The 23,636-nt window shown below is 63.2% G+C and carries 19 protein-coding genes; 12 read left to right on the top strand and 7 right to left on the bottom strand.

The features are described from left to right. The first annotated feature begins 60 nt into the window (after positions 1 to 60). The 5 genes from EGJ86_RS21840 to EGJ86_RS21820 all read left to right on the top strand — a co-directional run bounded on the left by EGJ86_RS21840 (position 61) and on the right by EGJ86_RS21820 (position 5,663). On the top strand, positions 61 to 978 hold the full coding sequence (locus EGJ86_RS21840; protein ID WP_125836608.1) for a MoxR family ATPase: 918 nt from the start codon (positions 61 to 63) through the stop codon (positions 976 to 978). After that, positions 978 to 1,934, top strand: coding sequence for a DUF58 domain-containing protein (locus EGJ86_RS21835; RefSeq protein WP_125836607.1), 957 nt, complete (start codon positions 978 to 980; stop codon positions 1,932 to 1,934). Before EGJ86_RS21840 ends, EGJ86_RS21835 begins: the two co-directional genes overlap by 1 nt. Continuing rightward, a complete protein-coding gene (locus tag EGJ86_RS21830; RefSeq protein WP_125836606.1) occupies positions 1,931 to 3,916 on the top strand; it encodes a DUF3488 and transglutaminase-like domain-containing protein in 1,986 nt (661 codons plus the stop codon). Before EGJ86_RS21835 ends, EGJ86_RS21830 begins: the two co-directional genes overlap by 4 nt. A gap of 72 nt (positions 3,917 to 3,988) precedes the next feature. Further along, entirely contained in the window at positions 3,989 to 4,759 is a 771-nt protein-coding gene (locus EGJ86_RS21825) for a CHAD domain-containing protein (RefSeq protein WP_125836605.1), read from the top strand. A 106-nt stretch (positions 4,760 to 4,865) separates the two neighbouring features. Beyond that, positions 4,866 to 5,663: an acyl-CoA thioesterase II gene (locus EGJ86_RS21820; protein ID WP_125836604.1), complete on the top strand. Its 798-nt coding sequence runs from the start codon at positions 4,866 to 4,868 to the stop codon at positions 5,661 to 5,663. A 149-nt stretch (positions 5,664 to 5,812) separates the two neighbouring features. Here EGJ86_RS21820 and EGJ86_RS21815 read toward each other — a convergent pair whose 3' ends face one another. Beyond that, positions 5,813 to 7,276, bottom strand: coding sequence for a methyl-accepting chemotaxis protein (locus EGJ86_RS21815; RefSeq protein ID WP_125836603.1), 1,464 nt, complete (start codon positions 7,274 to 7,276; stop codon positions 5,813 to 5,815). A 98-nt stretch (positions 7,277 to 7,374) separates the two neighbouring features. Next, on the bottom strand, positions 7,375 to 8,187 hold the full coding sequence (locus tag EGJ86_RS21810; protein ID WP_125836602.1) for a TatD family hydrolase: 813 nt from the start codon (positions 8,185 to 8,187) through the stop codon (positions 7,375 to 7,377). A gap of 274 nt (positions 8,188 to 8,461) precedes the next feature. On the opposite strand from EGJ86_RS21810, the gene EGJ86_RS21805 reads away from it, so the two are divergent. Together EGJ86_RS21805 and EGJ86_RS21800 are read left to right on the top strand one after the other, a co-directional pair. After that, positions 8,462 to 9,877, top strand: a complete 1,416-nt coding sequence (locus tag EGJ86_RS21805) for a transglycosylase SLT domain-containing protein (RefSeq protein WP_106732177.1) — start codon at positions 8,462 to 8,464, stop codon at positions 9,875 to 9,877. 105 nt (positions 9,878 to 9,982) lie between these two features. After that, positions 9,983 to 10,417: a DoxX family protein gene (locus tag EGJ86_RS21800; protein ID WP_106732178.1), complete on the top strand. Its 435-nt coding sequence runs from the start codon at positions 9,983 to 9,985 to the stop codon at positions 10,415 to 10,417. Positions 10,418 to 10,480: 63 nt separating this feature from the next. On the opposite strand, the gene EGJ86_RS21795 is transcribed toward EGJ86_RS21800, so the two are convergent. Next, positions 10,481 to 11,416: a LysR family transcriptional regulator gene (locus EGJ86_RS21795; protein WP_125836601.1), complete on the bottom strand. Its 936-nt coding sequence runs from the start codon at positions 11,414 to 11,416 to the stop codon at positions 10,481 to 10,483. A 149-nt stretch (positions 11,417 to 11,565) separates the two neighbouring features. Between EGJ86_RS21795 and EGJ86_RS21790 the strand changes: the two genes are divergently transcribed. Then, positions 11,566 to 12,795, top strand: a complete 1,230-nt coding sequence (locus EGJ86_RS21790; protein WP_099523860.1) for an acyl-CoA dehydrogenase — start codon at positions 11,566 to 11,568, stop codon at positions 12,793 to 12,795. 62 nt (positions 12,796 to 12,857) lie between these two features. Here the strand turns inward: EGJ86_RS21790 and EGJ86_RS21785 are convergent, their stop codons facing one another. From EGJ86_RS21785 to xthA, 4 genes are all read right to left on the bottom strand, one after another. After that, positions 12,858 to 13,037 (bottom strand): hypothetical protein, encoded by a 180-nt coding sequence (locus EGJ86_RS21785; protein WP_106732179.1) that lies wholly within the window; start codon positions 13,035 to 13,037, stop codon positions 12,858 to 12,860. 9 nt (positions 13,038 to 13,046) lie between these two features. Continuing rightward, positions 13,047 to 14,036, bottom strand: a complete 990-nt coding sequence (locus EGJ86_RS21780; protein ID WP_125836600.1) for a TerC family protein — start codon at positions 14,034 to 14,036, stop codon at positions 13,047 to 13,049. 162 nt (positions 14,037 to 14,198) lie between these two features. Beyond that, entirely contained in the window at positions 14,199 to 15,581 is a 1,383-nt protein-coding gene (locus EGJ86_RS21775; RefSeq protein ID WP_125836599.1) for a substrate-binding domain-containing protein, read from the bottom strand. A 101-nt stretch (positions 15,582 to 15,682) separates the two neighbouring features. Further along, positions 15,683 to 16,495: an exodeoxyribonuclease III gene (gene xthA / locus EGJ86_RS21770; RefSeq protein WP_125836598.1), complete on the bottom strand. Its 813-nt coding sequence runs from the start codon at positions 16,493 to 16,495 to the stop codon at positions 15,683 to 15,685. Between the two features lie 135 nt (positions 16,496 to 16,630). Between xthA and EGJ86_RS21765 the strand changes: the two genes are divergently transcribed. The 4 genes from EGJ86_RS21765 (at position 16,631) to tpx (ending at position 23,426) form a co-directional block, all read left to right on the top strand. After that, positions 16,631 to 17,275, top strand: a complete 645-nt coding sequence (locus EGJ86_RS21765; protein ID WP_099523871.1) for an N-acetyltransferase — start codon at positions 16,631 to 16,633, stop codon at positions 17,273 to 17,275. A 68-nt stretch (positions 17,276 to 17,343) separates the two neighbouring features. After that, on the top strand, positions 17,344 to 19,071 hold the full coding sequence (locus tag EGJ86_RS21760; RefSeq protein WP_125836597.1) for an autotransporter assembly complex family protein: 1,728 nt from the start codon (positions 17,344 to 17,346) through the stop codon (positions 19,069 to 19,071). Beyond that, complete coding sequence (locus tag EGJ86_RS21755; protein ID WP_125836596.1) at positions 19,068 to 22,751, top strand: translocation/assembly module TamB domain-containing protein; 3,684 nt, start codon at positions 19,068 to 19,070, stop codon at positions 22,749 to 22,751. The genes EGJ86_RS21760 and EGJ86_RS21755 overlap by 4 nt, the downstream gene beginning before the upstream one ends. Before the next feature lie 174 nt (positions 22,752 to 22,925). Next, positions 22,926 to 23,426: a thiol peroxidase gene (gene tpx / locus EGJ86_RS21750; protein ID WP_125836595.1), complete on the top strand. Its 501-nt coding sequence runs from the start codon at positions 22,926 to 22,928 to the stop codon at positions 23,424 to 23,426. Positions 23,427 to 23,636: the final 210 nt, after the last annotated feature.

Here is a 23,636-nt window from a genome sequence, read left to right as displayed (position 1 = left end):
TAGCGCTATGCCACGCCTCGGCGCCCCAGTAGCATCGGTGTTCTGCATAAGGAGCCAACGATGCGAACCAAACTCGATGCCTGTCTCGACTCGGTCAATCAGGTATTGCTGGGCAAAGAGGCGCAGGTGCGCCTGGCCCTGACCTGCCTGCTGGCGCGTGGTCACCTGCTGATCGAAGACCTGCCGGGCATGGGCAAGACGACCCTCAGCCATGCCCTGGCGCGCGTGCTGGGGCTGAGCTTTCAGCGTATCCAGTTCACCTCTGACCTGCTGCCGGGCGACATTCTTGGTACCTCGGTATTCGACAAGGACAGCGGGCAGTTCGTCTTTCATCCCGGGCCGATCTTTGCTGAGCTGGTGCTGGCGGACGAGATCAACCGCGCTACACCGAAGAGCCAGAGTGCGTTACTCGAAGCCATGGAAGAAGGGCAGGTGACCATCGAGGGCGCGACCCGGCCGCTGCCCGAGCCGTTCTTCGTCATCGCCACGCAGAACCCGGTCAGCAGCGGCGGCACCTTCGCCTTGCCCGAATCCCAACTCGATCGCTTTCTCATGCGTCTGTCACTGGGCTATCCGGCGCAAGCGGCGGAGCGGGCCTTGCTGCTGGGCGATGCCCGGCGCGATCTGTTGCCGCGCATGGAATCCATTCTCGACCATGCCGAACTGGCCCGCCTGCAGGCGCAGGTGACCAAGGTGCGTGCCAGCGATGCGCTGATCGACTATGTGCTGCGTCTGGTCGAGGCGACGCGTAGTCAGCCGCAGTTCGCCTGGGGGGTGTCACCGCGGGCCAGTCTGGCGTTGTTGGCTGCAGCGCGGGCCTGGGCGCTGCTGGCCGAACGTGATTACGTGATTCCCGAAGACGTGCAAGCGGTGCTGCCTTCAGTCGTGGGGCACCGTCTGCGCGAGCGCGCCGACCCTACCGGTCATGGTGGTGGCAGTCTGGTGCAATGGTTGCTGCGTGAAGTGCCGGCGCTCTGATGCGTGCAGAGCTGAAGCCGCTCTGGCGGCGCTGGTTGGCCAGGCGTATTCCGCCAGCGGCCAGCGTGCGTTTGAATCAGCGGCGCATTTTCATTCTGCCCAGCCGGGTCGGGGCTGTGTTTGCCGTGGCACTTCTGCTGATGCTGCTGGTGGGCATCAATTATCAGAACAGCCTGGCCTATGGCCTGACCTTCCTGCTGGTATCGGTGTTCGTCGTCACCATCCTGCATACCTACCGCAACCTGGCCGGGCTGGTGCTCAAGGCTGGTGGTGGCGGGGCAGTGTTTGTCGGCGAGCAGGCGCGCTTTCGCGTGCGTCTTGAGAGCCCTGAGCGCGAGCACCAGGCCGTGGCGCTGGGCTGGCCACCGTCTGAGCTGGTGGTGCGCGATGTGCCGCGCCAGGGGCAGACCGAAGTGGATTTGAGCCAGCCAGCCGTGAGACGTGGCTGGCTGCGACCCGAGCGCCTGAGAGTGGAAAGCCGTTTTCCGTTGGGCTTGCTGGTGGCCTGGAGCTGGGTCGATCTGGATCAGGCTGTGCTGGTCTACCCGCGGCCGTTGGAGGGAGAACTGCCGTTGTCGGCAGGCCTGGGCGCCGAGGAGGAGGAAGAGGGCATGCGTGCGCGCGGCCAGGGCGCCGATGATTTCCAGGGCCTGCGCGAGTATCAGCCGGGCGATTCGAAACGGCGTCTGGACTGGAAGGCCTATTCACGTGGCCAGGGCCTGCTGGTCAAGGATTTCGCCATGCTCAGCGGCCGCGATCTATGGTTGGACTTCGACAGTCTGGGTGGCGACAGCGAAATGCGTTTGTCGCTGCTCTGTTACTGGGTGCTGCAGTTCACCGAGCGGCAACAGGCATTCGGCTTGCAACTGCCTGGGCAGGTGATCGCACCGGATTACGGTGAGGGGCATCGCGATGCTTGCCTGCGCGCCCTGGCGTTGTTCGGAGCGCGCGCATGAGCAGCCTGCCGGGTATTCCAAGGATCGCTCTGACCTGGTTGCTGGTCGCCCAGGTGCTGGTGATCGTTCCGCACCTGGTGCATCTGCCGCTGTGGATGATCGCGCTGTGGCTTGGTGCTGCCGGTTGGCGTGTGCAGATCTTCCGCATGCGTGCGCGCTATCCCAATGGCTGGGCCAAGGGCGGCCTGGTGCTGCTGGTGGTGGCTGGCATCCTGCTTTCGCGCGGCACACTGGTGGGGCTGGATGCCGCGTCGGTGCTGCTGATCGCCACCTTCACCCTCAAGCTGCTGGAGATGCGCACGCGGCGTGATGCGCTGGTGCTGATCTTCCTCGGTTTCTTCTGCGTGGTGACCGCCTATCTGTTCGAGGACGGCATTCTTGCCGCGCTCTACAGCCTGCTGCCGGTTACGGCGCTGCTGACTGCGCTGGTCGGCCTGCAGCACAGTGGTTTTGCCGAGCGCCCCTGGCCACCCCTGCGCTTGGCGGGTGGCCTGGTGCTGCAAGCGATACCGCTGATGCTGTTGCTGTTCGTGTTCTTTCCGCGCATGGGGCCGTTGTGGTCGCTGCCAATGCCCAGCGACAAGGGCGTCACTGGACTGTCGGACAGCATGGAGCCAGCCGATATCGCTGAGCTCAGTCGCTCCTCGGCACTGGCCTTTCGCGCCAGCTTCGAGGGTGAGGTGCCGGCGAGAGGGCAGCTGTATTGGCGTGCTTTGACGCTGGAGCGTTTCGATGGCAGACGCTGGTCGCAGTCCAGTTACGCTGATGTACCCGTCGCGCCGCAGTGGAGCAAGGCCGGCGAACCGCTCGATTACAGCATCATCATGCAGCCCAGCGGCAAGCGTTGGCTGTACGCCCTGGATGTCGGCGAGATGGCGCAGGACAGCGGGCGGATGATGAACGACTTCCGTTGGCAGAGGCTGCGTCCGGTAGATAGGCCCCTGCTATACCAGGTGCGTTCCTGGCCTGAGGCAGCACGTGAAGCATCGGCCGAGCCACCCGGTTTGCGCCAGGCACTGCAACTGCCCGAGCAGGGCGACCCGCGCAGTCGCGCCTGGGCGGCTGAGCTGAAGGCAAAGTACCCGCAGAGCGATGCGCTGGTGGCCGCAGTGCTGCAGCATTTCAACCGTGAACCCTACGTCTACACGCTGCGCCCGCAGCCTCTCGGGCGTGACAGCATCGATGAGTTCCTGTTCGACACCCGGCGCGGTTTCTGTGCGCACTACGCTGGCGCGATGACCTTCGTGCTGCGCGCGGCGGGCATTCCTGCACGAGTCGTTGCCGGTTATCAGGGCGGTGAGCTCAATCCCAATGGCAACTACATCCAGGTACGCCAGTTCGATGCTCACGCCTGGGTCGAGTACTGGCAGCCGGGTCGTGGCTGGCGCAGCATCGATCCAACGTTCCAGGTCGCCCCCGAGCGCATCGAACAAGGGCTGGAAGAGGCCTTGAGCGCGGAGGATGGCTTTCTCGATGATCAACCCTTCTCGCCGCTACGCTACCGCGAACTGGCCTGGCTCAATCAGCTGCGCATGAGCTGGGAGAATCTCAATTACGGCTGGCAGCGCTGGGTGCTGGGTTACCAGGGTGAACAGCAGCTGAAACTGCTGCAGAACTGGTTCGGCAGCCTCGATTGGCAGCGTCTGGCGCTCGCTCTGGTGGGCACTGGCGCGCTTTTGATTGGCCTGCTGGCGCTGTGGCTGCTCAAACCCTGGCAACAGCGGGCTGATCCGCAACGCCAGGCGTTTCGCAAGTTCGAGCGGCTGTTGGCGCGCCATGACGTGCGCCGGGAAGCGGGTGAGGGCGCACGCTCCTTCGCGTTGCGCGCGGCGCGGCAGTTGCCCGAGCAGGCGGAGCAGATCGAGACATTTGCCCGATGCTTCGAGCAGCAGCGCTATGCCGGCGGGCCAGCGTCACGTGATGCTTTGCGGCAAGCACTGAGTGATTTGCGCAGAGCATTGCCCTGGCGCTTGTCGCGTTAGCGACCATTGGCCACTTGCTTGAGTGGGTGGTCGGGCTGTTAGCTTGATGCATCTTCGTTTGGAGGAGCGAGCATGAGCGATTTCATCGAGCATTGCCTGGGCCGCGTCCTGGCTCTGCAAGTGCGTTTGTATGCCTGCCAGGCACGGCTGGCCGACTGTACCGACACCGAGGCATTGCACGATTTACGCATCGCCCTGCGGCAATTGCGTAGCCTGTTGCGTCCGTTACGCGGTTTGCCGGCTGTAGATGTTCTGGAGCAGGGAGCAGCGGTGCTGGGCCGCCTCAGCGGGCCACTGCGTGATCGCGAAGTCCTGGTCGCCGAGTTGGCGCGCATGGGCCTTGCCCATCTGGCGCCTGTAGATGAGGCGCAGCGCGCCGCAGGCTACGCTGCCATTGCCAGTAGTCGCGAGTTGACGGACCTGATGCTGTTGCTCGACGGCTGGCCGGCGAATTGGCGTGAAGCCGCCAGGCAAGGCCAGTTGAACGATATAGACAAACGCATCCGGCGTCGCCTGCGCCGTCAGCAACGACAACTGGCCCGTGCGTTGCGCGATCCGGCGCATGATCGTCACCGCCTGCGCCTGTTGATCAAGCGCGTGCGTTACGCCGCTGAAACCTACCCCGCACAAAGTCGTTTGAGCAAGGCGGCGCAGCTCAGGCTCAAGCGTGCGCAAAGCGCGCTAGGCGACTGGCACGATCGGCTGCAGTGGCTGGCACAGGCTGATGCGATGGTGTCCCTGGAACCTTGCCGGGCCATCTGGCTGCAGGCTCTGCTGACTGCAGAGGGGCGCGCCGATGATGCCTTGCTGGCGCTGTATGGCGACCTGCCGAACGCAGACTAAGGTGTCATTCTCGCCGCAAATATGACCGAATAGGCATCCTTGCGGACTATCGTTCAGTCGTCAGCATCCCCTAAGATCGTCGCCATCGATGAATGCCGAGGTGCATATGATCTTTTCCGAAATGCTTGAGGCGGTGCGCCGCGATCCCAATGCCGTGGTGATCCCGGCTGAGTGGGGGCAGGGCCGCGCCAGTTTCGGCGGCCTGGTGGCGGCTCTGGCGTTCGAGGCCATGCGCGCCAAGGTGCCGCAGGGTCGTCCGGTGCGCTCGCTGGCTATCACCTTCGTCGGCCCCGTGGCGCCGGATGTTCCCGTCAGTTTTCAGGCCGAGGTGCTACGCGAGGGCAAGGCGGTCAGCCAGATGTTCCTACGCGCGGTTCAGGACGGGCAGGTGGTGACCGTGGTGCAGGGCAGCTTTGGCGCAGCGCGCCCGTCGGCGATTGCCGGGGAGGCGCTTGCCGCGCCGCAGAGCACGCCGGTGGAGCAGTGCCAGGAGTTACCCTACGTGCGCAACGTCACGCCGGAGTTCACGCGCTTTCTGGCCATGCGCTGGGGCATCGGCGGCATGCCTTTCAGCAACACGCCATCGCGGCAGATGGGCGGCTGGGTGCGTTTGCGTGGTGAGCGCGAGCCACAGGCGCTCAGCGAGGCGCACTTGCTGGCACTGGTCGATGCCTGGCCGCCTGCGGTGCTGCCCTATCTGAAAAGCCCCGCGCCGGGCAGCTCGCTGACCTGGACCATCGAGTTCGTTCAGCCGCTACACACTCTCAGCAGCGAAGACTGGTGCCTGTATCGCGCAGACATCGAATATGCCCGCGATGGTTACGGGCACGTAGCGGCGGCGATGTGGACCCACGCAGGTGAGCTGATCGCCCTGAGCCGGCAGACCGTCACCGTCTTTGGTTGAATCAGTGGCGCCAGGCAGCGCTTCAGTAACAGGCGCTTCAGGGCATCGCCCCTGTTGGTAAGAGGCTCTGCGGGCTCGGCCGTGGGCTTGCCGCGCCAGGGAGGTTTCCAGCAGGCACGAGCCACATATGCGATTGCCTGGCAGCGTCTTTACAGGCGCAACTGGCCGATGGCCTTGTTCAGCTCGCCCGCCAGCTGTGCCAGTTGCTGACTGGTGGCGGCCGATTCGAGGGTCTGGCCGACGGTCTGCTCGGTCACGTCACGGATGCCCACCACCGAGCGGCTCATTTCTTCGGCCACCTGGCTCTGCTGCGTGGCAGCCACGGCAATCTGCGTGTTGCTGTCGCGCATCAGGGCCACGGCGGCAGTGATGGCGGCCAGCGATTCCCCGGCCTCCTGCGCCAGTTGCACGCAGTGATTGGCGTTTTCCGAACTTTCGCGCATGAATTCGACAGCGTCGCGGGTGCCACCCTGCAGGTTGCCGATCATCTGGGTGATTTCGTCGGTTGAGTCCTGCACGCGCTTGGCCAGGTTGCGCACCTCGTCGGCGACCACGGCGAAACCGCGGCCCATTTCACCGGCGCGGGCGGCCTCGATGGCGGCATTAAGGGCGAGCAGGTTGGTTTGCTCGGCGATGCCGTGAATCACGCCGACCACGCGACTGATGTGCTGACTGTCTTCGGCCAGGCGCTCGATGCTGCCGGCGCTTTGGCGCACGCCTTGCGACAGGGCCGCGATGGATTGCTCGACCCGTTCGACGACCTGCTGGCCAGCGCGTGCGAGCTGATCGGCATTGAGAGACTGGTCGCGAGTGGTGCCGGCGTGGTCGGCAATATGTTGAACGGTGGCCGACATCTCGTTGATTGCGGTAGCGGCCTGATCGGTCTCGCTCTGCTGGCTGAGCATGCCCTGACGCACGGCCCCCATGCGCTCGGCCATATCGCGGGTGCTGCTGTCCAACTCGCAGGCCACCTGGCCGACGGTGCCGACCACGCGCTGATAGCCGGCTTGCATGGCGTTGAAGGCGGCGGCCATCTGGCCGACCTCGTCACGGCTGTCCAGCGGTACGCGCAGGGACAGATCTCCGCTGCGTTCGGCTTGCAGCATCACATCCTTGAGGGTGTTGAGGTGACTGAGCAGAAAACGTATCAACAACTGCGAGGCAGCCAGCAGTAACAGCATCAACACGGCGACGGCAATGGCATAGGTCAGCGCGTGCTGGGTGAACAGGTCGAGCAGGCTGGGTGCGCGCACCATGATCGCCAGATCACGTCCATCGCTGAGGGTGATGCGCTGTGCACCCACTACCGGCGAATCACCGAATAGGGCGTCGTGCGACAGTGCCTGCCAGCCGCTGGCGTCAGGAGCTCCCTGAGCGCCCGGCAGGCTGCCTTGCACCATCTGGATATTGGCTGCGTTGGGCAAGGTGGTCTGCTCTGGCCACTGCTGCAGCACGCGCGCTTGGGACACAGCTGCCTGGCGCGCATCGGCGCTGCGCGCCTGCTGCTCGATGTGCAAGGCGAATAGCACCAGGATCAGGCTGATGACGAGGACAACGGCGTTGACCGCCCAGAATTTGTACTTAAGAGAAAGATCGCTGATCCAGGCGCTCATGTTGTTGTTATCCGTCTCGCTGCGTTCTATTGGCCAAGTGCCAGTAGTATGCCTTGACTGGTAGCCATAACCTTGACGTCAATCAATACTCTGGCGCCTTAGTCTTCCACTATGGCTGGCATGCCGAAGAACGCTCGCGCACAGGTTGTGGTCTGTGCTGCCAGGGTTTCCTCGCTTTGCCCGCGGTGCAGCGCCACCTCGCGCAGCACCTCGCCGAGAAAGGCGGGCTCGTTACGCCCGCTCTTGGGTTTGGGTCGCAGGCTGCGCGGCAGCAGGAAGGGCGCATCGGTCTCCAACATCAGGCGCTCGCCGGGGATGTCCTTGAGCAGCGGGTGCAGATGCGTGCCGCGACGTTCGTCACAGACCCAGCCGGTGATGCCGATATGCAGGTCGAGATCGAGATAGGCATAGAGTGCACGGCGTTCGCCAGTAAAGCAGTGCACCACCGCTGCGGGCAACTGATCACGATAGCCACGCAGGATCTCCAGCAGGCGCTGGCTGGCGTCGCGCTCATGCAGAAACACCGGCATTTGCAGTTCGACGGCCAGGGCCAGCTGTTCTTCCAGGGCTTTTTCCTGCGCCGGACGCGGCGAGAAGTCGCGATCGAAGTCCAGGCCGCATTCACCCACGGCGCGTACTTGCGGTTGCGCCAGCAGCGCCTTGAGAGTATTGCTGCTGGCGCCGTTCCACGAGCTGGCATCATGCGGGTGAACCCCGGCGGTACTGAACAGACGTTGGCCACTGCTATCCAGCTGTCGGCAAAGTGCGAGACTCGCCTCGCTTTCATTCAGACTGGTGCCGGTCAGCACCAGCTGACACACGCCGGCTGCGTAGGCACGTTCGAGCAGCGCCTCGGCCTGCACAGCGAGGCTGGGGTGGGTGAGATTGACGGCAATATCGATGAGTTGCATGGTGCCACCTGTTGAACGCGAAGGGGCAGAATAGCAGATGGTGTCCGTTCGTCAGGAAGTCGATTTAAAACAATAAGTTGGTCGCTGTTTTTAAGGTTGATGCAAGGTTGTGGGGTGGCGCTGCAGCGTCTGGCTGTGCCAATCTCCGCGCCCCGCCAGCCTTGGCAACCTGTTTGGCGGGTTTACGGCTGGTGGCGGTCTGTCGCGCAAGGGCGTGCAGCCGGTTGCCAACCGGATCAGGTTTCGGCGGCCAACCGCCTTCTCTGGAGAGTCGATGTCGCGATTGCTGCTGATCCTGTGCCTGCTGGCCGCACTGCCGTTGTCGGTCAGTGCGCGCGTGGCCGGCCCGCCGGAGGTAGGCAGTCAGGCCCGCAGTGCACGCGATCTGCCGGCGATTCGCAGCAGCGGTGAGCTGCGCGTGCTGGTCAACCAGAGCCGCAACAGCTCGGGCTCGGTCAAGGGCCAGAGCATCGGCGTGGAGTACCACCGCCTGCGTGCGTTCGAGCAGTACCTCAATCGCAATTCCCGTGATGGCCGCAGCCTCAGGCTGAAGATCATCCCCAAGGCCAAGGATCAGTTACTCGGCGCCCTGCAGCGCGGCGAGGGCGATCTGGTCGCACCCGGCGAATTGCTCAATGTGCGCACCGGGCATGATGTCAGTGCCAGCACGGCGATTCGCCGTGAGGTGCCTCTGGTGCTGGTCTCCAAGCAGGGCAATCGGCATTACCGCAGCCTTGAACAATTGGCCGGGCGTAGCCTCTCGTTACCGGCGGGTAGCGCTGTGGGCGAAGCGCTGAGGTTGATCAACCAGCAACTGGCTGATCGCAAACTGCCGCCTATTGTGGTCGAGTGGGTCGACCCCAGCCTGGCCGTCGAGGATGTACTGGAAATGGTCCAGGCCGGCATCTTCGAACGTACGGCGGTAGAGCTGCCGATCGCCGAGCGCTGGGCCAAGGTGATGCCCAAGTTGCGCGTCGACAAGCATTTGATCCTGGCGCGTGATGGCGACATGAAATGGTTCGTGCGCCCCGATGCGCCGATGCTGCGTGCCAGCATCGACCGTTTCTTCAGCAGCTATCAGAGCCCGGCCGACCAGGATGCGGCGTTTCAACGTGTCTATCGCCGCTTGTACAAGGTGCATTCGCCACTAGGGCGCACTGAACGACAGCGCCTGGAGAAAGTGCGCCCGGTGCTGCAGCAGCATGCCGAGCAGCATGGTTTCGATTGGCTGATGCTGGCTGCGCTGGCATTCAAGGAGTCGACGTTGAACCCATCGGCGCGCGGTGCCAGTGGCGCGACCGGGTTGATGCAGATCACCCCGGCGGCGGCGCGTAGCGTGGGGGTGAGCAATATCCAGAACCTCGACGGTAACGTTCAGGCCAGCAGCAAGTACCTGGCGATGATCCGCCGCAACTTCTTCAACAGCCCGCAGCTCAATGAGCGCGAGCGCATGGCGTTCGTCCTGGCGGGCTACAACCTGGGGCCGCAACGGGTGCAGAGTCTGCGTGCCGAGGCACGCAGACGTGGCCTCAACCCCAATCAGTGGTTCTTTCAGGTCGAGCGTGTGGCCATGGAAGAGATGGGCATGGGCGTGGTGAGTTATGTGAATGCGGTGAATAAGTACTACCTTGCTTATGACCGTGAGCGCTATTTGCTCGAGCCGCAGTTACGGCGTCTGACGGCCAACTAAATATCAAATTAATCGATTTATATAAGCGGTATTTTGCTGTTTTATGATCAAATAAATTGGATATTCTATGCGCCATCTACCCCACACAACGAAGGATGCCTTGCAATGAACAACCTGATCAAAAGCATTACCGCTAGCCAAGCCGGCCTGGGTATCACCATCCTGCGCATCGTCGCCGGCATTACCTTCGCCGCCCACGGCTCGCAGAAACTGTTTGGTTGGTTTGGCGGTTATGGTCTGGCGGGTGTTGCGCAGTGGATGGAGAGCATCGGTCTGGCTCCCGGTTACCTGATGGCGCTGGCGGCCGGTAGTGCCGAGTTCTTCGGCGGTGTGGCGCTGATCATCGGCCTGCTGGTGCGTCCGGCTGCGGCGGTACTGGCGGTGACCATGCTGGTGGCGATCTTCACCGTGCACCTGGCCAACGGTTTCTTCATGAGCAACAACGGTTACGAGTTCGCCCTGGCCCTGCTGGCCATCAGCGTCGCGCTGGTGTTCGAAGGTGCTGGCAAGCTGTCGGTCGATAGCAAGCTCGCTCGCTGATTCGACCCCGTAACAACGAGAAGGCCCGCTAATGCGGGCCTTCTTGCGTTCAGGGGTGGGCAATCATGCGGCAGGGGTTTGTTCGGTCTTCTTCTCCTGCGCGGCGACCTGCTGCGCCAGTTCGATCATCTGTTCGCGCATCCAGCGGTTGGCCGGGTCCTGATCGGTGCTCTCGTGCCAGTACAGGTGGGTTTCCAGAGCCGGAACGTCACCGACCGGCAGCGTCACGTGGTGAAGGTTATGGCGACGGGCAAAGCGCTCCGGCACGGTCATCACCATGTCGGTCTGCTGCATCACGCTGCTGGCCATCAGATAGTGTTGCGAGCGCAGGGCAATCTTGCGCTGAATGCCCATCTTGCCCAGCGCCAGGTCGACGTATCCGAGGCCGCTGCGGCGGCTGGAGATGTGGATGTGGGTGAGCGACAGGTATTCGTCGAGGCTGATTTTTTCCTTGGCCAGCGGGTGCCCCTGGCGCATGGCGCAGACGTAACGATCATCGAGCAGCTTGACGTGACGCACCTGCGGGTCGGTATTGAGTGGCGCGTCGACGGCAAAGTCGAGACGGCCGGCGGCCAGCTCTTTGGTGGTTTCACGGCGTTTGGCCAGGAAGCTCTCGATGCACACGCTTGGCGCCAGGCGACGCAGGCGCTGGAACAGTGGCGGCAGGAGGATCTGCTCCGACAGGTCGGTCATGCTGATGCGGTAGGTCTTGCCGGCCTGCTGCGGGTTGAAGGTGCGGCTTTCCTGCACTGAAACGCGCAGCAGCTGCAGGGCGTTACGCACCGAACCGATAATGTTCTGCGCCATGGGTGTCGGCACCATGCCTTGGGCGGTGCGTACGAACAGCGGGTCGTTGAAGGTTTCGCGCAGGCGGGCGAGGGCGTTGGACACCGCCGGCTGGGTGATGCCGACGATTTGTCCGGCGCGGGTCAGATTGGCCTCGGTGTAGATGGCGTCGAAGACGATGAAGAGATTCAGATCCACCTTGGTCAGGTTCATGCCGGCAGTGCTCCAGGGGCGTCGATATCAGTCGATCATATATCGGTTATGAATGTTCATACACGCTGAAAATAGGTTCGATAAATCTTAAGCGCTGTTCTAGCATCATTTCCACAACCTCTCACCCTTTGTCACAAACAGGTAACCCCATGGATTTCGCCTATTCCCCGAAGGTTCAAGAGCTGCGTGAACGTGTCAGCGCATTCATGGAGGCGCACGTTTATCCGGCCGAAGCGGTATTCGAGCAGCAGGTGGCAGAAGGTGATCGCTGGCAGCCGACCGCGATCATGGAAGAGCTGAAGAACAAGGCCAAAGCCGAAGGTCTGTGGAATCTGTTCCTGCCCGAGTCCGACTATGGCGCCGGCCTGACCAACACCGAATACGCGCCGCTGGCCGAGATCATGGGGCGCTCGCTGATCGGCCCGGAGCCGTTCAATTGCGCCGCGCCGGACACCGGCAACATGGAGGTGCTGGTGCGCTACGGCAACGAGGCGCAGAAGCAGCAGTGGCTGGAGCCGTTGCTGTCTGGCGAGATTCGCTCCGCCTTCGCCATGACCGAGCCGGGCGTGGCATCGAGCGACGCCACCAACATGCAGGCCAATGCTCGCCGCGAGGGCGATGAGTGGGTGATCAACGGCCGCAAATGGTGGACCTCGGGCGCCTGTGATCCGCGCTGCAAGGTGATGATCTTCATGGGCCTGACCAATCCGGACGCGCCGCGTCACCAGCAGCACTCGATGATCCTGGTGCCGATGGATGCCCCGGGCGTCACCGTGCTGCGTCCGTTGCCGGTATTCGGCTACGACGATGCGCCGCATGGCCATGCCGAAGTGCTGTTCGAGAACGTGCGGGTGCCATACGACAGTGTGTTGCTGGGCGAGGGCCGTGGCTTCGAGATCGCCCAGGGCCGCCTCGGCCCAGGCCGTATCCACCACTGCATGCGTTCGATCGGCATGGCCGAGCGTGCCCTGGAACTGATGTGCAAGCGCGCCGTGAGCCGCACGGCCTTCGGTAAGCCGTTGGCACGCCTGGGTGGCAATATCGATCACATCGCCGATTCGCGCATGGAGATCAACCAGGCACGCCTGCTGACTCTGAACGCGGCTTACATGATGGATACCGTTGGCAACAAGATCGCCGCCAGCGAAATCGCCCAGATCAAGGTGGTGGCGCCTAACGTGGCGCTCAAGGTGATCGACCGGGCGATCCAGATGCACGGCGGTGCCGGTGTCTCCAACGACTTCCCGCTGGCTTACTGGTACGCCATGCAGCGCACTCTGCGTCTGGCCGACGGCCCGGACGAGGTGCACCGCGCCGCCATCGGCAAGTTCGAGATCGGCAAGTACGTGCCGCGTGACGTGATGAAAGCCAGCCGCTGATGCAGTGGTGGTAAGAAAAGAGGCCCGCTTTTATGCGGGCCTCTTCTTTTGTGTCTGCAGGGTCAGGGCAGTCTGTCGTCCGAACGCTGCTCCTGGCCCAGCCAGCCCAGACGCATATGCAGTTGGGCGGCGAAGGCGCGTGCAGCGGCCTCGTCCTGAAAGGTCAATGCGCGTCGTCCGAGTTTCACCTGCCAGAACCGTTGACCCTGGCGCTCGATGAGTTCTATGCAGACTTCGCGCATCGCTTCTCCTCAGGTAGCGCTGGCCTTGTCTCGCGTCTTCAGCAACGACAGGAGTACACCACCGGTCAGCAGACCCAAGGTTACGCCAAGTGAGAGCAGGGCGGGAACCTTGATCAGATCGTGCAGGAAGATCTTGCCGCCGATGTACATCAGCACCAGCGCCAGGGCGTACTTCAGGTAGATGAAGCGGTGCATCAGTGCAGCCAGGGCGAAGTACAGCGCACGCAGGCCGAGAATGGCGAAGATGTTCGAGGTGTAGACGATGAACGGATCCTGCGAGATGGCCAGAACCGCCGGTACGCTGTCCACGGCGAACACCAGGTCGGCCAGTTCGATCAGCACCAGTGCCAGCAGCAGCGGGGTGGCATAGAGCAGCGGCTTGCCACTGACCTTGTCTTTCAGGCGCACCAGGAATTTGCCTTCGTGCAGATCATCGGTGACGCGAATGTGCTTGCGCACGAAGCGGATCACCGGATTCTGCGCCAGATCCGGATGCGACTCTTCGTCACCGCCGCTGCGCAACATCTTGATGCCGCTGAACAGCAGGAAGGCGCCGAAGATGTAGAGAATCCAGTCGAACTGCTGCACCAGGGCCGTGCCCAGGCCGATCATGATCGCGCGCAGCACGATGACCCCGAGAATGCCCCAGAACAGCACGCGATGCTGGTACTTACGCGGGATGTTGAAGTAGCCGAGGATCATCGCCATGACGAAGACGTTGTCCATCGACAGCGATTGCTCCACCAGGAAACCGGTGTAGTACTCCATCGCCTTGGTGCCGCCGAGCTGCCACCAGATCCAGCCGCCGAAGGCGACCCCAACACTGAAGTAGCCGGAATACAGCAGCAGGCTCTCGCGCATCTCGATTTCATGCTGATCGCGATGCAGCACGCCGAGGTCGAGTACCAGTAGAGTGATGATCAGTACCAGGAAAGCTAGCCAGAACCAGCCGGGGGTACCGAAGATGGGGGATGTCAAAAAGGCAAGTAGAGCGTCCATGAGCCCTCCCTTATGTCTGCCTGAGTTGAAAGAAATCCACTCAGTGACTCCGACATCACGGTGAGAACACTCACCGCCAGAGGGGCCCGGCGTCACGCGGTGCAAAGGCTAACGCCGAGTCGAGAAGCTGCCAAGCCCCCTGCAGAGGAATATTTTCTGGCGTCAGTACACCCAGATCTCGACGCGGCGATTGCGGATGCGGCCGTTGTCCTGATCATTGGCCGCCACCGGCAGTTCGCTGCCCATGCCGGTGATTTCGCGAAACAGTACGCCCTGTCTGGCCAGCTCGCGGCGCACTGCCATGGCGCGCAGCTTCGACAGTAGTTCGGCGCGCTCGGGATCGTTCTTTGGGTCGCCAAAGCCGACCAGCACCACTTTGTTCTGCAGCTTGTCGTTCTGTTTGAGGTAATCAAATACCCGCTGCAGATCACGTTGGGCCTTGTTGTCCAGAGTGGCGCTGCCCTCCTGGAAACGGAAGTTCACTGACAGACGCTCGGCCTGCTGTGTCAGTTGCTGGTACTCGGCTGGCATCTGCACATCTGTGGCGACCTTGACCGCCTGGACGGTCTGGGCGATGAAGCCGCTGCTGTCGACGATGGCCTGGCCGCGTGGGCTGTGGGTGAACTCGATCAGTGCACGTACCCATGGGTTGGTCAGTTGCGGGTCGTTGTAGAGAAACAGGCGACGCGCCAGGGGGTAGTCCTCGGTAGCGATCAGCGTGGTACTCGGTGGCATCGGGTGAGAATCGCCAGCCGCGACTGCGACAGCCTTGGTCTGACGAATGTAGGGTAGGCCGATGAAGCCTATGCCATTGGGGTCGCTGCTTACCGAGTCTGACAGCTGGGTGCTGGATTCGAAGCGTTGCGCGCTGGTCGCCAGCGTGCGTCCGCCCGGAGCCAGCACCAGCTCCTTGAAGGTGTCATAGGTGCCGGAATTGTCGTCGCGCGCATAGGCGCGAACCCTGCCGGGCTTGCCACCTAGCGCCGCCCAGTCATTGATCTCGCCGGAGAACAGTTGCGCGATCTGCTCGACGCTGAGGGCGGCAACCGGGTTTGACGGGTGAACGATGATCGCCAGGCCGTCGATGGCGATGACCTGCTCGCTCTGCGGGCTATGCATGTCGCCCAGCGTGGCCAGGGTAGCGGCTTCGCCATCCTTGATCTGTCGCGACGAGGCGGCCAGGTCGGCGCTGCCATCCTTGAGCGAAGTAAAACCGGTACCCGAACCATGGGCCGCGACCTCGACGATGACCAAACGGCCGTCGGTCTGGCGCGCCAGCACGCGCTGTTCGTTTTCCCGGACGCCGTCTTCGCTGTGGATGTCTCGCAGGCCCTGAGCTTCGAACAACCCTTTGACCAGCTCTGGACCGAGCTTGGCGCCAATGGTGTTGGAGCCCTGGATGCGCAGCACCGGCTGGCTACCTTCGGAGGCAGGCAGCGCGGCAAAAACGGAGAGAGGCAGGGCGTAGCAGATGAAACCGATCAGCAGCAGAGACAGAGTGCGACCCCAGAGGTCGCGGTCGATGGCAGGCAGGGCGCGCGGCATGCGGCAGGCACCTTCTAGTGGGTGAGAGAAAGTGCCACGCAGATTAAGTCAGTCAGATTGCAGTCATGTGACGGGGCGCGTCATCTCTCGCGCCCCTGGTTTCAGGCCAGCTCCAGCCAGATCGGCGCATGGTCCGATGGCTTGTCCATGCCGCGCAGATCGTAGTCGATGCCGGCATCCTTGAAGCGCGCCTGCAGCGGCTGACTGGCGAGGATCACGTCGATGCGCAGACCGCGCTTGGGCTCGTCTTCGAAGCCGCGGCTGCGGTAATCGAACCAGCTGAAGCGGTCATTCACCTCGGGGTTAAGGTGGCGGAAGCTGTCTACCAGGCCCCAGCTCTTGAGGGTCGCCAGCCACTCGCGCTCTTCCGGCAGGAAGCTGCACTTGCCGGTTTTCAGCCAGCGCAGGCGATTAGGTTCGCCGATGCCGATGTCGCAATCTTCCGGGCTGATGTTGATGTCGCCCATCACCACCAGCGCCTGCTGCGGGTCGAAATGCTCGACCAGCAGTTGCTGCAGGTCGGCATAGAAGCGCTGTTTGGCCGGGAACTTCACCGGGTGATCGCGGCTTTCGCCTTGTGGGAAATAGCCATTCATGACGGTGACCGGGTTGCCATCGGCATCGGCGAAAGTGCCGTAGATGAAGCGCCGCTGGGAATCTTCATTATCGCCGGGGAAACCCTTGTACAGGCTCAGCGGCGCCTGGCGCGAGAGCAGGGCGACGCCGTAGTGGCCTTTCTGACCGTGGTAATGCACGTGGTAGCCGAGCTGGCGAATCTCCGCTTCGGGGAACTGCTCATCGGACACCTTGGTTTCCTGCAGGCCGATCACATCCGGCTGGTGCTTTTCGATCAAAGCTTGCAATTGATGAGGGCGCGCACGCAGGCCATTGATATTGAACGAGACGATTTTCATGGGCAGCGGGTCCTGGGCAAAAGGTGATGCTAGCCGATCCTCGACGCTCGCGGCCAGCGCCTGGCGGGTGCCGGGTGGTGGTGCTAAGTTGGCTGTGACGCGCTGAACCACAACTTATAAAAACAGAGGTCCGCCATGCCCCATAACGCCCCAGCAGAAGTGCGCATGCTCGATGGTGGTTACGCCCGCGAGGTGCGTTCGCTGCTCTACCATGCCTATCGTCATGAGCCGACCTTCGCTTACCTGTTCGAAGCCGAACGCCCGGGTTTCGATCAGCGCGTGCGCGCGACGATTCGCGAGTTGGTGCAGCAGCACTTCGCCGAAGACCAGCCGGCCATCGGCCTGCTGATCGATGATCGGTTGATCGGTGCAGCGCTGATCGCACCGCCACAGCGTCGCCTGGATATCACCGAAAGCTGGGGTTGGCGTCTGCGCATGCTGCTGAGCACCGGCTTTGGCTGCACCAAACGCTACCTCGAATACCACGATGCGGTGCTCGCCAGCCTGCCTCCCGGTCCTTATCACGTGCTTCCGCTCCTGGGCATTCACCCGGAGTTCCAGGGCCAGCATCGCGGCGAACAACTGCTCGAGGCGCTGCACGATTGGTGCGCGCAGGACAGCGGCTCGCAAGGGGTGGTGCTGGACACCGGCAACGCGCGCTATCTGGAGTTCTATCGGCGCCAGGGTTACGAAGAAATTGGTGAGCTGGCCATTGGCCCGGTGGTCGAGCACGTATTCTTCCATCCCAACCCTCAGCCAGTGGTCAAAGCAAGCGCCTGAACCCCGGCTGTCTGGCAGAAACGCAACGGCTCTGGCGCGGGCTGTAGTCCGTGGTAGCATCCCTCGCCATGAGTGTATATGGACATATTCAGCGCAGCCTGGCGCTGCTGCTGATCAGTACGGGTGCCTTCGCAGCGAGCGAACTCGACGTACGAATCACCCCGAGCAATTCGGCTCTCAAGGCCAATATCGAAGGTTATGTCGGCAGCCTGGATGGGCGCGACGCGCAGTCGTTGCGGCGCTTGCGTCGTATCGCCGAGAGCGAGGCCGACAAGGCGGCTCAGGCCCTGGGTTATTACCAGGCGCGCATTCGTAGCCGGATCGAAGAGGGGGAAACACCGCGCCTGGTGCTCGAGGTGGAGCCCGGCGAACGCATCCGTCTGCGCAATGTCGACATCCGCATCGAGGGGCCTGCCAGCGAGCTACCGGCCTTTCGCGTGCCCAATGCCAGCCGTCTGAAAGCCGGCTCGGTGCTCAATCATGGGCGCTATGAGGACGCCAAGCGGCTGATCCAGAATCAGGCGTCGCGCTACGGTTTCTTCGACGGTCGCTTCTCTCGCCAGAGCCTGGAGATCGATCTGGCCGCCGGGGTGGCCGATATCGAGCTGGTATTCGTCAGTGGGCCGCGCTACAGCCTGGGCGATATCGCTTTCAGCGGTGACTTCCCCTTCGATGAAGAGCTGCTGCTGCGCATGGTGCCGTTCGATCCGGACACCCCCTACGACTCCGAATTGATCGCCGAGCTGTATCAGGCGCTGCAGTCCAGTGGTTATTTCGAATCGGTGCGGGTCGATGCCATCCCGACCCAGGCCGACCAGCTGCGCATTCCCGTGGCGGTGGCGCTGCAGGTACGTGAGCCGCGCACTATGGGTCTGGGGCTGGGTTTTTCCACCGACGTCGGGCCGCGTCTGCGCGCCAACTGGACGCGCCACTGGCGCAATCCGCAGGGGCATAGCTACGGCATCGAAACCGAGCTATCCGCACCGCGGCAGAACGTTGGCCTGTGGTACGACATTCCCGGTGATCCGCCACTGACCGACAAGTTGCGCCTGGCCGGCGGTTATCAGTATGAAGAGCTGGCCAGCAAGGACAGCCTGAGCCGGCTGCTCACCCTCGGCCCGGAATGGCACAGCCAGCGCCCTGGTGGCTGGCAACGCGTGTTGTCGGTGAAATGGCAGCGCGAGGAATATCGCCTGGGCGATGATTCCGGGTTGAGCACCTTGCTGATGCCTGGCGTCAGCTATTCGCTGTTGCGCAGCGACAACCGGCTCGACCCTAACCAGGGCTACCGCGTGCAGTTCGACTTGCGCGGCGCCGTCGAGGGCGTGCTGTCCGATGCCAACGTGCTGCATGGCAATGTCATGCTCAAGGGCCTGACCACCGTATTCGACAATCACCGTTTGCTCGGCCGCGTGCAGTTCGGCGGTACCGAAACCAATGGTTTCTCCGCTGTGCCGCCCTCGCTGCGCTTCTTCGCCGGTGGCGATCAGAGCGTGCGCGGTTACGACTATCAGAGCCTGTCGCCGGAGAACAACCGAGGTGACAAGATCGGCGGCCGTTACCTGTTCACCGCCAGCGCCGAGTACCAGTACAGCCTCACTGACAAGTGGCGCCTGGCGACCTTCATCGACCAGGGCAATTCCTTCAATTCGCTGGACATTCCCACCCTGAAGACTGGCGTTGGTTTCGGCGTGCGCTGGGTTTCGCCGGTGGGCCCGCTGCGCCTGGACCTTGCCCGCGCGCTGGATGATGACGGTGGTGTGCGCCTGCATTTCTCCATGGGGCCTGAACTATGAGCCGTCGCCTGTTGAAATGGCTGGCCGGCGGTCTGCTCGGCCTGGTGTTGCTGCTCGTAGCCGCTTTGTGGGCGCTGCTCGGTACGCAGGGCGGTAGCCGTTGGCTGCTGGCCCAAGTGCCTGGGGTGCAGGTCGACAATTTCGCAGGACGTCTCGGGGGTGCCTGGCAGGCCGATGCGCTGATCTGGCAGCAGGACGAGCTGAGTGTTGAGTTGCAGCAGCTGGACATGACCTGGTCACCGTCCTGCCTACTGCGCCTGACGCTGTGCCTGGATCGTCTGCATCTGCAGCAGGTGGCCGTGACTCTGCCCGAAAGTGGGGAGGCCAGCGATGAGCCGTTGAGCCTGCCGAACCTCAACCTGCCACTGCGCTTGCAATTGGGTGATATCCAGCTGGGCGAACTGCGACTGGACGGCCAGACGCAACTGAGCGATCTCGAACTGATCGCCAGCTGGAACGAGCAGGGCGTGGAGCTGCAGCGCCTGGCCTTGCAGCGTGACGACCTGAGCCTGGACGTCAGTGGTCAACTGACACCACAGAGCAATTGGCCGCTGGCCCTGAGTGGCCGCCTGCAGTTGCCGGAGGTCGATGGCAAGGCTTGGCAGGTGGCGCTGCAGGTGGGCGGCGAATTGCAACGCAACCTGACGATCGAGGCCGATAGCAGTGGCTATCTCGATGCTCGTCTGGAAGGACAGGTGCAGGCGCTGGTCGAGCACCTGCCCGCTGAACTGCGCCTGACCAGCCAGGATTTCCAGGCCAGCAGCGGTTTGCCGCAGACGCTGCACCTGCAGGCGCTTACCTTGTCGGCAAAGGGTGATCTGAGCAGCGGCTATCGCATCGACGGTAGCGCCACTCTGCCCGCCGAACAGGCGCCGATGCCGCTGACCTTGCGTGGCAGGGTCGATGCCAAGGGCGCGGATATCGAATTGCTGCGCATCGAGGCAGAGGATCAGCAGCACCTGCAGCTCAGCGGCATGCTCGCCTGGAGCGAGGCGTTTCAGGCTGATGCCAAGCTCGATTGGCTGAATTTCCCCTGGCAGCGCCTGTACCCGCTGGATGAGCCGCCGCCCGTGGCACTGCAGCAACTGCAGGCCGAAGTCAGCTACAGCGAAGGTAATTACCTGGGTAACTTCGCTGCGCAGCTCAAGGGGCCGGCAGGGGACTTCAGCCTGAGCAGTCCGGTCAGTGGCGATCTCGGCCAGGTCAGCTTGCCGCAATTGCAGCTGGTGACTGGCCAGGGCCGTGCCGAAGGGGTGATCAAGATCGGTTTCGCCGACGCTATCGATTGGCAGGCCATGCTGCAGCTCAGTGCCCTCGACCCGGGTTACTGGCTGGCTGAGATGCCGGGTAATCTGGCGGGGCCGCTGACTACCTCGGGTAGCTTCAATGCCGGTGCGCTGCAGGCCAAGGCCGATATCGACCTCAACGGCCGCCTGCGTGGCCAGCCAGCGCAATTACAGGTACAGGGCGCTGGTGCCGGCGAGCAGTGGCAGCTCGAGCGATTACTGGTGCGTCTGGGCGATAACCGGATCAGCGGCCAGGGTGCGCTGGATCAGCGTTTGCGTGGCCAACTGGAACTGGCGTTGCCGCGTCTTGGGCAACTCTGGCCCGGCCTGCAAGGCCAGATACAGGGCCAGCTGTCCCTGGCCGGTACGCTGCAAGCGCCGCAAGGCCAGCTTGCGTTGAGCGGGGAGCGTCTTGCTTTTGGCGATACTAGTCTGCGCCGCCTGCAGCTGGACGCGACGCTGGATGCTCGCCAGCAGGCGCGCATCGGTTTGAATCTGCGCGGTATCCGTATCGGCGACACTTATCTTGGGCGCCTACAGGCCGAGGGGCGTGGCGACCAGCGCCGTCAGGCACTGGAGCTGGATCTGCAAGGCCCGCTGCTGCAGCTGGCCTTGGCACTGGACGGTAACCTCAGTGAGCAGGGTGATTGGCGCGGGCGCATTGCCAGTGGCCGTGTGCAGAGCGGCGGCCAGGACTGGCAACTGCAGCAGGCTGCGAGCCTGGAGCGCCTGGCCAGCGGCCGCCTGAACCTGGGTGCGCATTGCTGGCAGTCCGGTGACGCCAGCCTCTGTGGCGGGCAGCAACGGCTGATGCCGCAGCCCAGCCTGGATTGGCGCCTGGAGAACTTCCCCCTGGCCAGCCTGCAGCCTTGGTTGCCCGATGATTTCGCCTGGCAGGGGCGTCTCGACGGACAGCTCAAGGTCGAGCTGCCCGACAGTGGCCCCAACGGCCAGGTCTCGCTGAATGCCGGCAGTGGCAACCTGCGTATTCGTCAGCCGGATGAAGAGCAGTGGCTGGACTTCCCCTACGACAGCCTGCGCCTGGATAGCACGCTACGCCCGCAGCGGGTAGACAGTGAACTGCGTTTCGTCAGTAGCCGTCTGGGTGAGTTGGTGTTGCAGGCGCAGATCGACCCCCGTCCGGAGAACAAACCGCTGAATGGCGAGTTCCGCCTGAGCGGCTTCGATCTGGCGGTGTTGCGCCCGTTCGTGCCCGTCGCCGATAAAATCGAAGGGCGCCTGCAGGGCAGCGGCAATATTTCCGGGTATCTGCTGACGCCGCAGATCAACGGCCAGATACGCCTGGAGGGCGGCGAGTTGTCCGGTAACCAACTGCCGGTAAGCCTGGAGAATTTGCAGCTACAGGCATTGATCGCGGGTGAGCAGGTGCAGCTATCAGGTAACTGGCGCAGTGGCGAACACGGCCGCGGTAACCTGAGCGGTGAACTGAACTGGGCCGATGGGTTGATCGCTGATCTATCGATGCAGGGGCAGCGTCTGCCGGTGAAGGTCGAGCCTTACGCTGAGCTGGAGGTCGAGCCCGAACTGCAATTACAACTGCGTGCCCAGCGTCTGGCGATCAGCGGCAAAGTTGGCGTGCCGCGCGGCCTGATCAGCGTGCGCGAGTTGCCGCCGTCTACCGTGAAAGTCTCCAACGACGCGCGGGTGGTCGGTCGGGAAGTGCCGGAAGCCGAGCAAGGCATGGGCATTGCCATGGATGTCGATGTCGAGGTTGGCCAGGACAAGCTGGCCTTCAGCGGTTTCGGCCTGACTGCCGACCTGCGTGGACGCGTGCATATTGGCAACGACCTCGATACGCGTGGTGAATTGGATCTGGTCAACGGGCGCTACCGTGCTTACGGCCAGCGCCTGACCATTCGCCGCGCGCGCTTGTTGTTTACCGGGCCCATCGACCAGCCGTTCCTCGACGTCGAAGCGATTCGCCGGGTCGACACCGTGGTGGCCGGTATTCGCCTGTCCGGCAGCGCCGAGCAACCCACGACTACTGTATTCGCCGAACCTGCCATGAGTCAGGAGCAGGCACTGTCCTATCTGGTGCTGGGCCGGCCACTGGGGCAGAGCAGTGGTGACAACAATATGTTGGGCCAGGCGGCACTGGCACTCGGCCTGGCCGGCAGCAGCTCGATTACCACCGGCCTGGCCAACAGTCTGGGTATTCAGGACTTCCAGCTCGACACCGAGGGCAGTGGCGTGACCACCAGTGTGGTGGCCAGCGGCAATATCACCGAGCGCCTCAGCCTGCGTTACGGCGTTGGCGTGTTCGAGCCGGCCAATACCATCGCCCTGCGTTATGAGCTGAGTCGGCGTCTGTACCTTGAGGCCGCCAGTGGCCTGGCCAGTTCGCTCGACCTGTTCTATCGCCGGGACTTCTGATGGTCGCACGATCTTTTGCTAAATCCCTACATGGCTGCGGGTGTATCGGCCGCGCTTCTGCGCTAGTCTGGACGGATGGTCGGGCCGTGACCTGCCATTCGATGGGCCAGTCGCCTCGGCGAACCCCATGTCACATATTTGCCCTTCAACTCCCTGAATGATAAGGAAACTCCCATGGCGCAAGTCACTCTCAAAGGCAACCCGGTGCAGGTCGACGGTCAACTGCCGCAGGCCGGCCAACAAGCGCCGGCGTTCAGCCTGGTCGCTGGCGACCTGAGCGACGTCACCCTGGCCAGCCTGGCTGGCAAGCGCAAGGTGCTGAACATCTTCCCGAGCGTCGACACCCCGACCTGTGCCACCTCCGTGCGCAAGTTCAACGCCGAAGCCGGTCAACTGAACAACACCGTGGTGCTGTGCATCTCCGCTGACCTGCCATTCGCCCAGGCGCGCTTCTGCGGTGCCGAAGGTCTGGAAAGCGTGGTCAACCTGTCGAGCCTGCGCGGTGCCGAGTTCCTCAAGAACTACGGCGTTGCCATCGTCAGCGGCCCGCTGACTGGTCTGGCTGCTCGCGCAGTGGTTGTGCTGGATGAAAACGACAAGGTGCTGCATAGCGAGCTGGTTGGCGAAATCGCCCACGAGCCGGACTACGCCGCTGCCCTGGCGGTATTGAAGTAACGCGCCGCGCGCTCGGTGAAACGGCCTGCCTAGCAGGCCGTTTTTATTTGCCCCTGGCAAAAACGCCTGGAGCCTTTCGTGGGGGGGGGGGGGGGGGCGCCCGGCGGGGGGGGGGGGGGGGGGGGGGGGGGGGGGGGTGTGAGGGGGGGGGGGGGGGGGGCGGGGGGGGGGGGGTGGGGGGTGGGGGTAGTCACGCCACCACACAGGATG

Origin of the sequence: Pseudomonas sp. o96-267, assembly GCF_003935465.1 — a bacterium.
Lineage (GTDB): Bacteria > Pseudomonadota > Gammaproteobacteria > Pseudomonadales > Pseudomonadaceae > Aquipseudomonas > Aquipseudomonas sediminis.
Note: the sequence above shows the minus strand (reverse complement) of the source record. Positions and strands in the feature narration are given on the sequence as shown.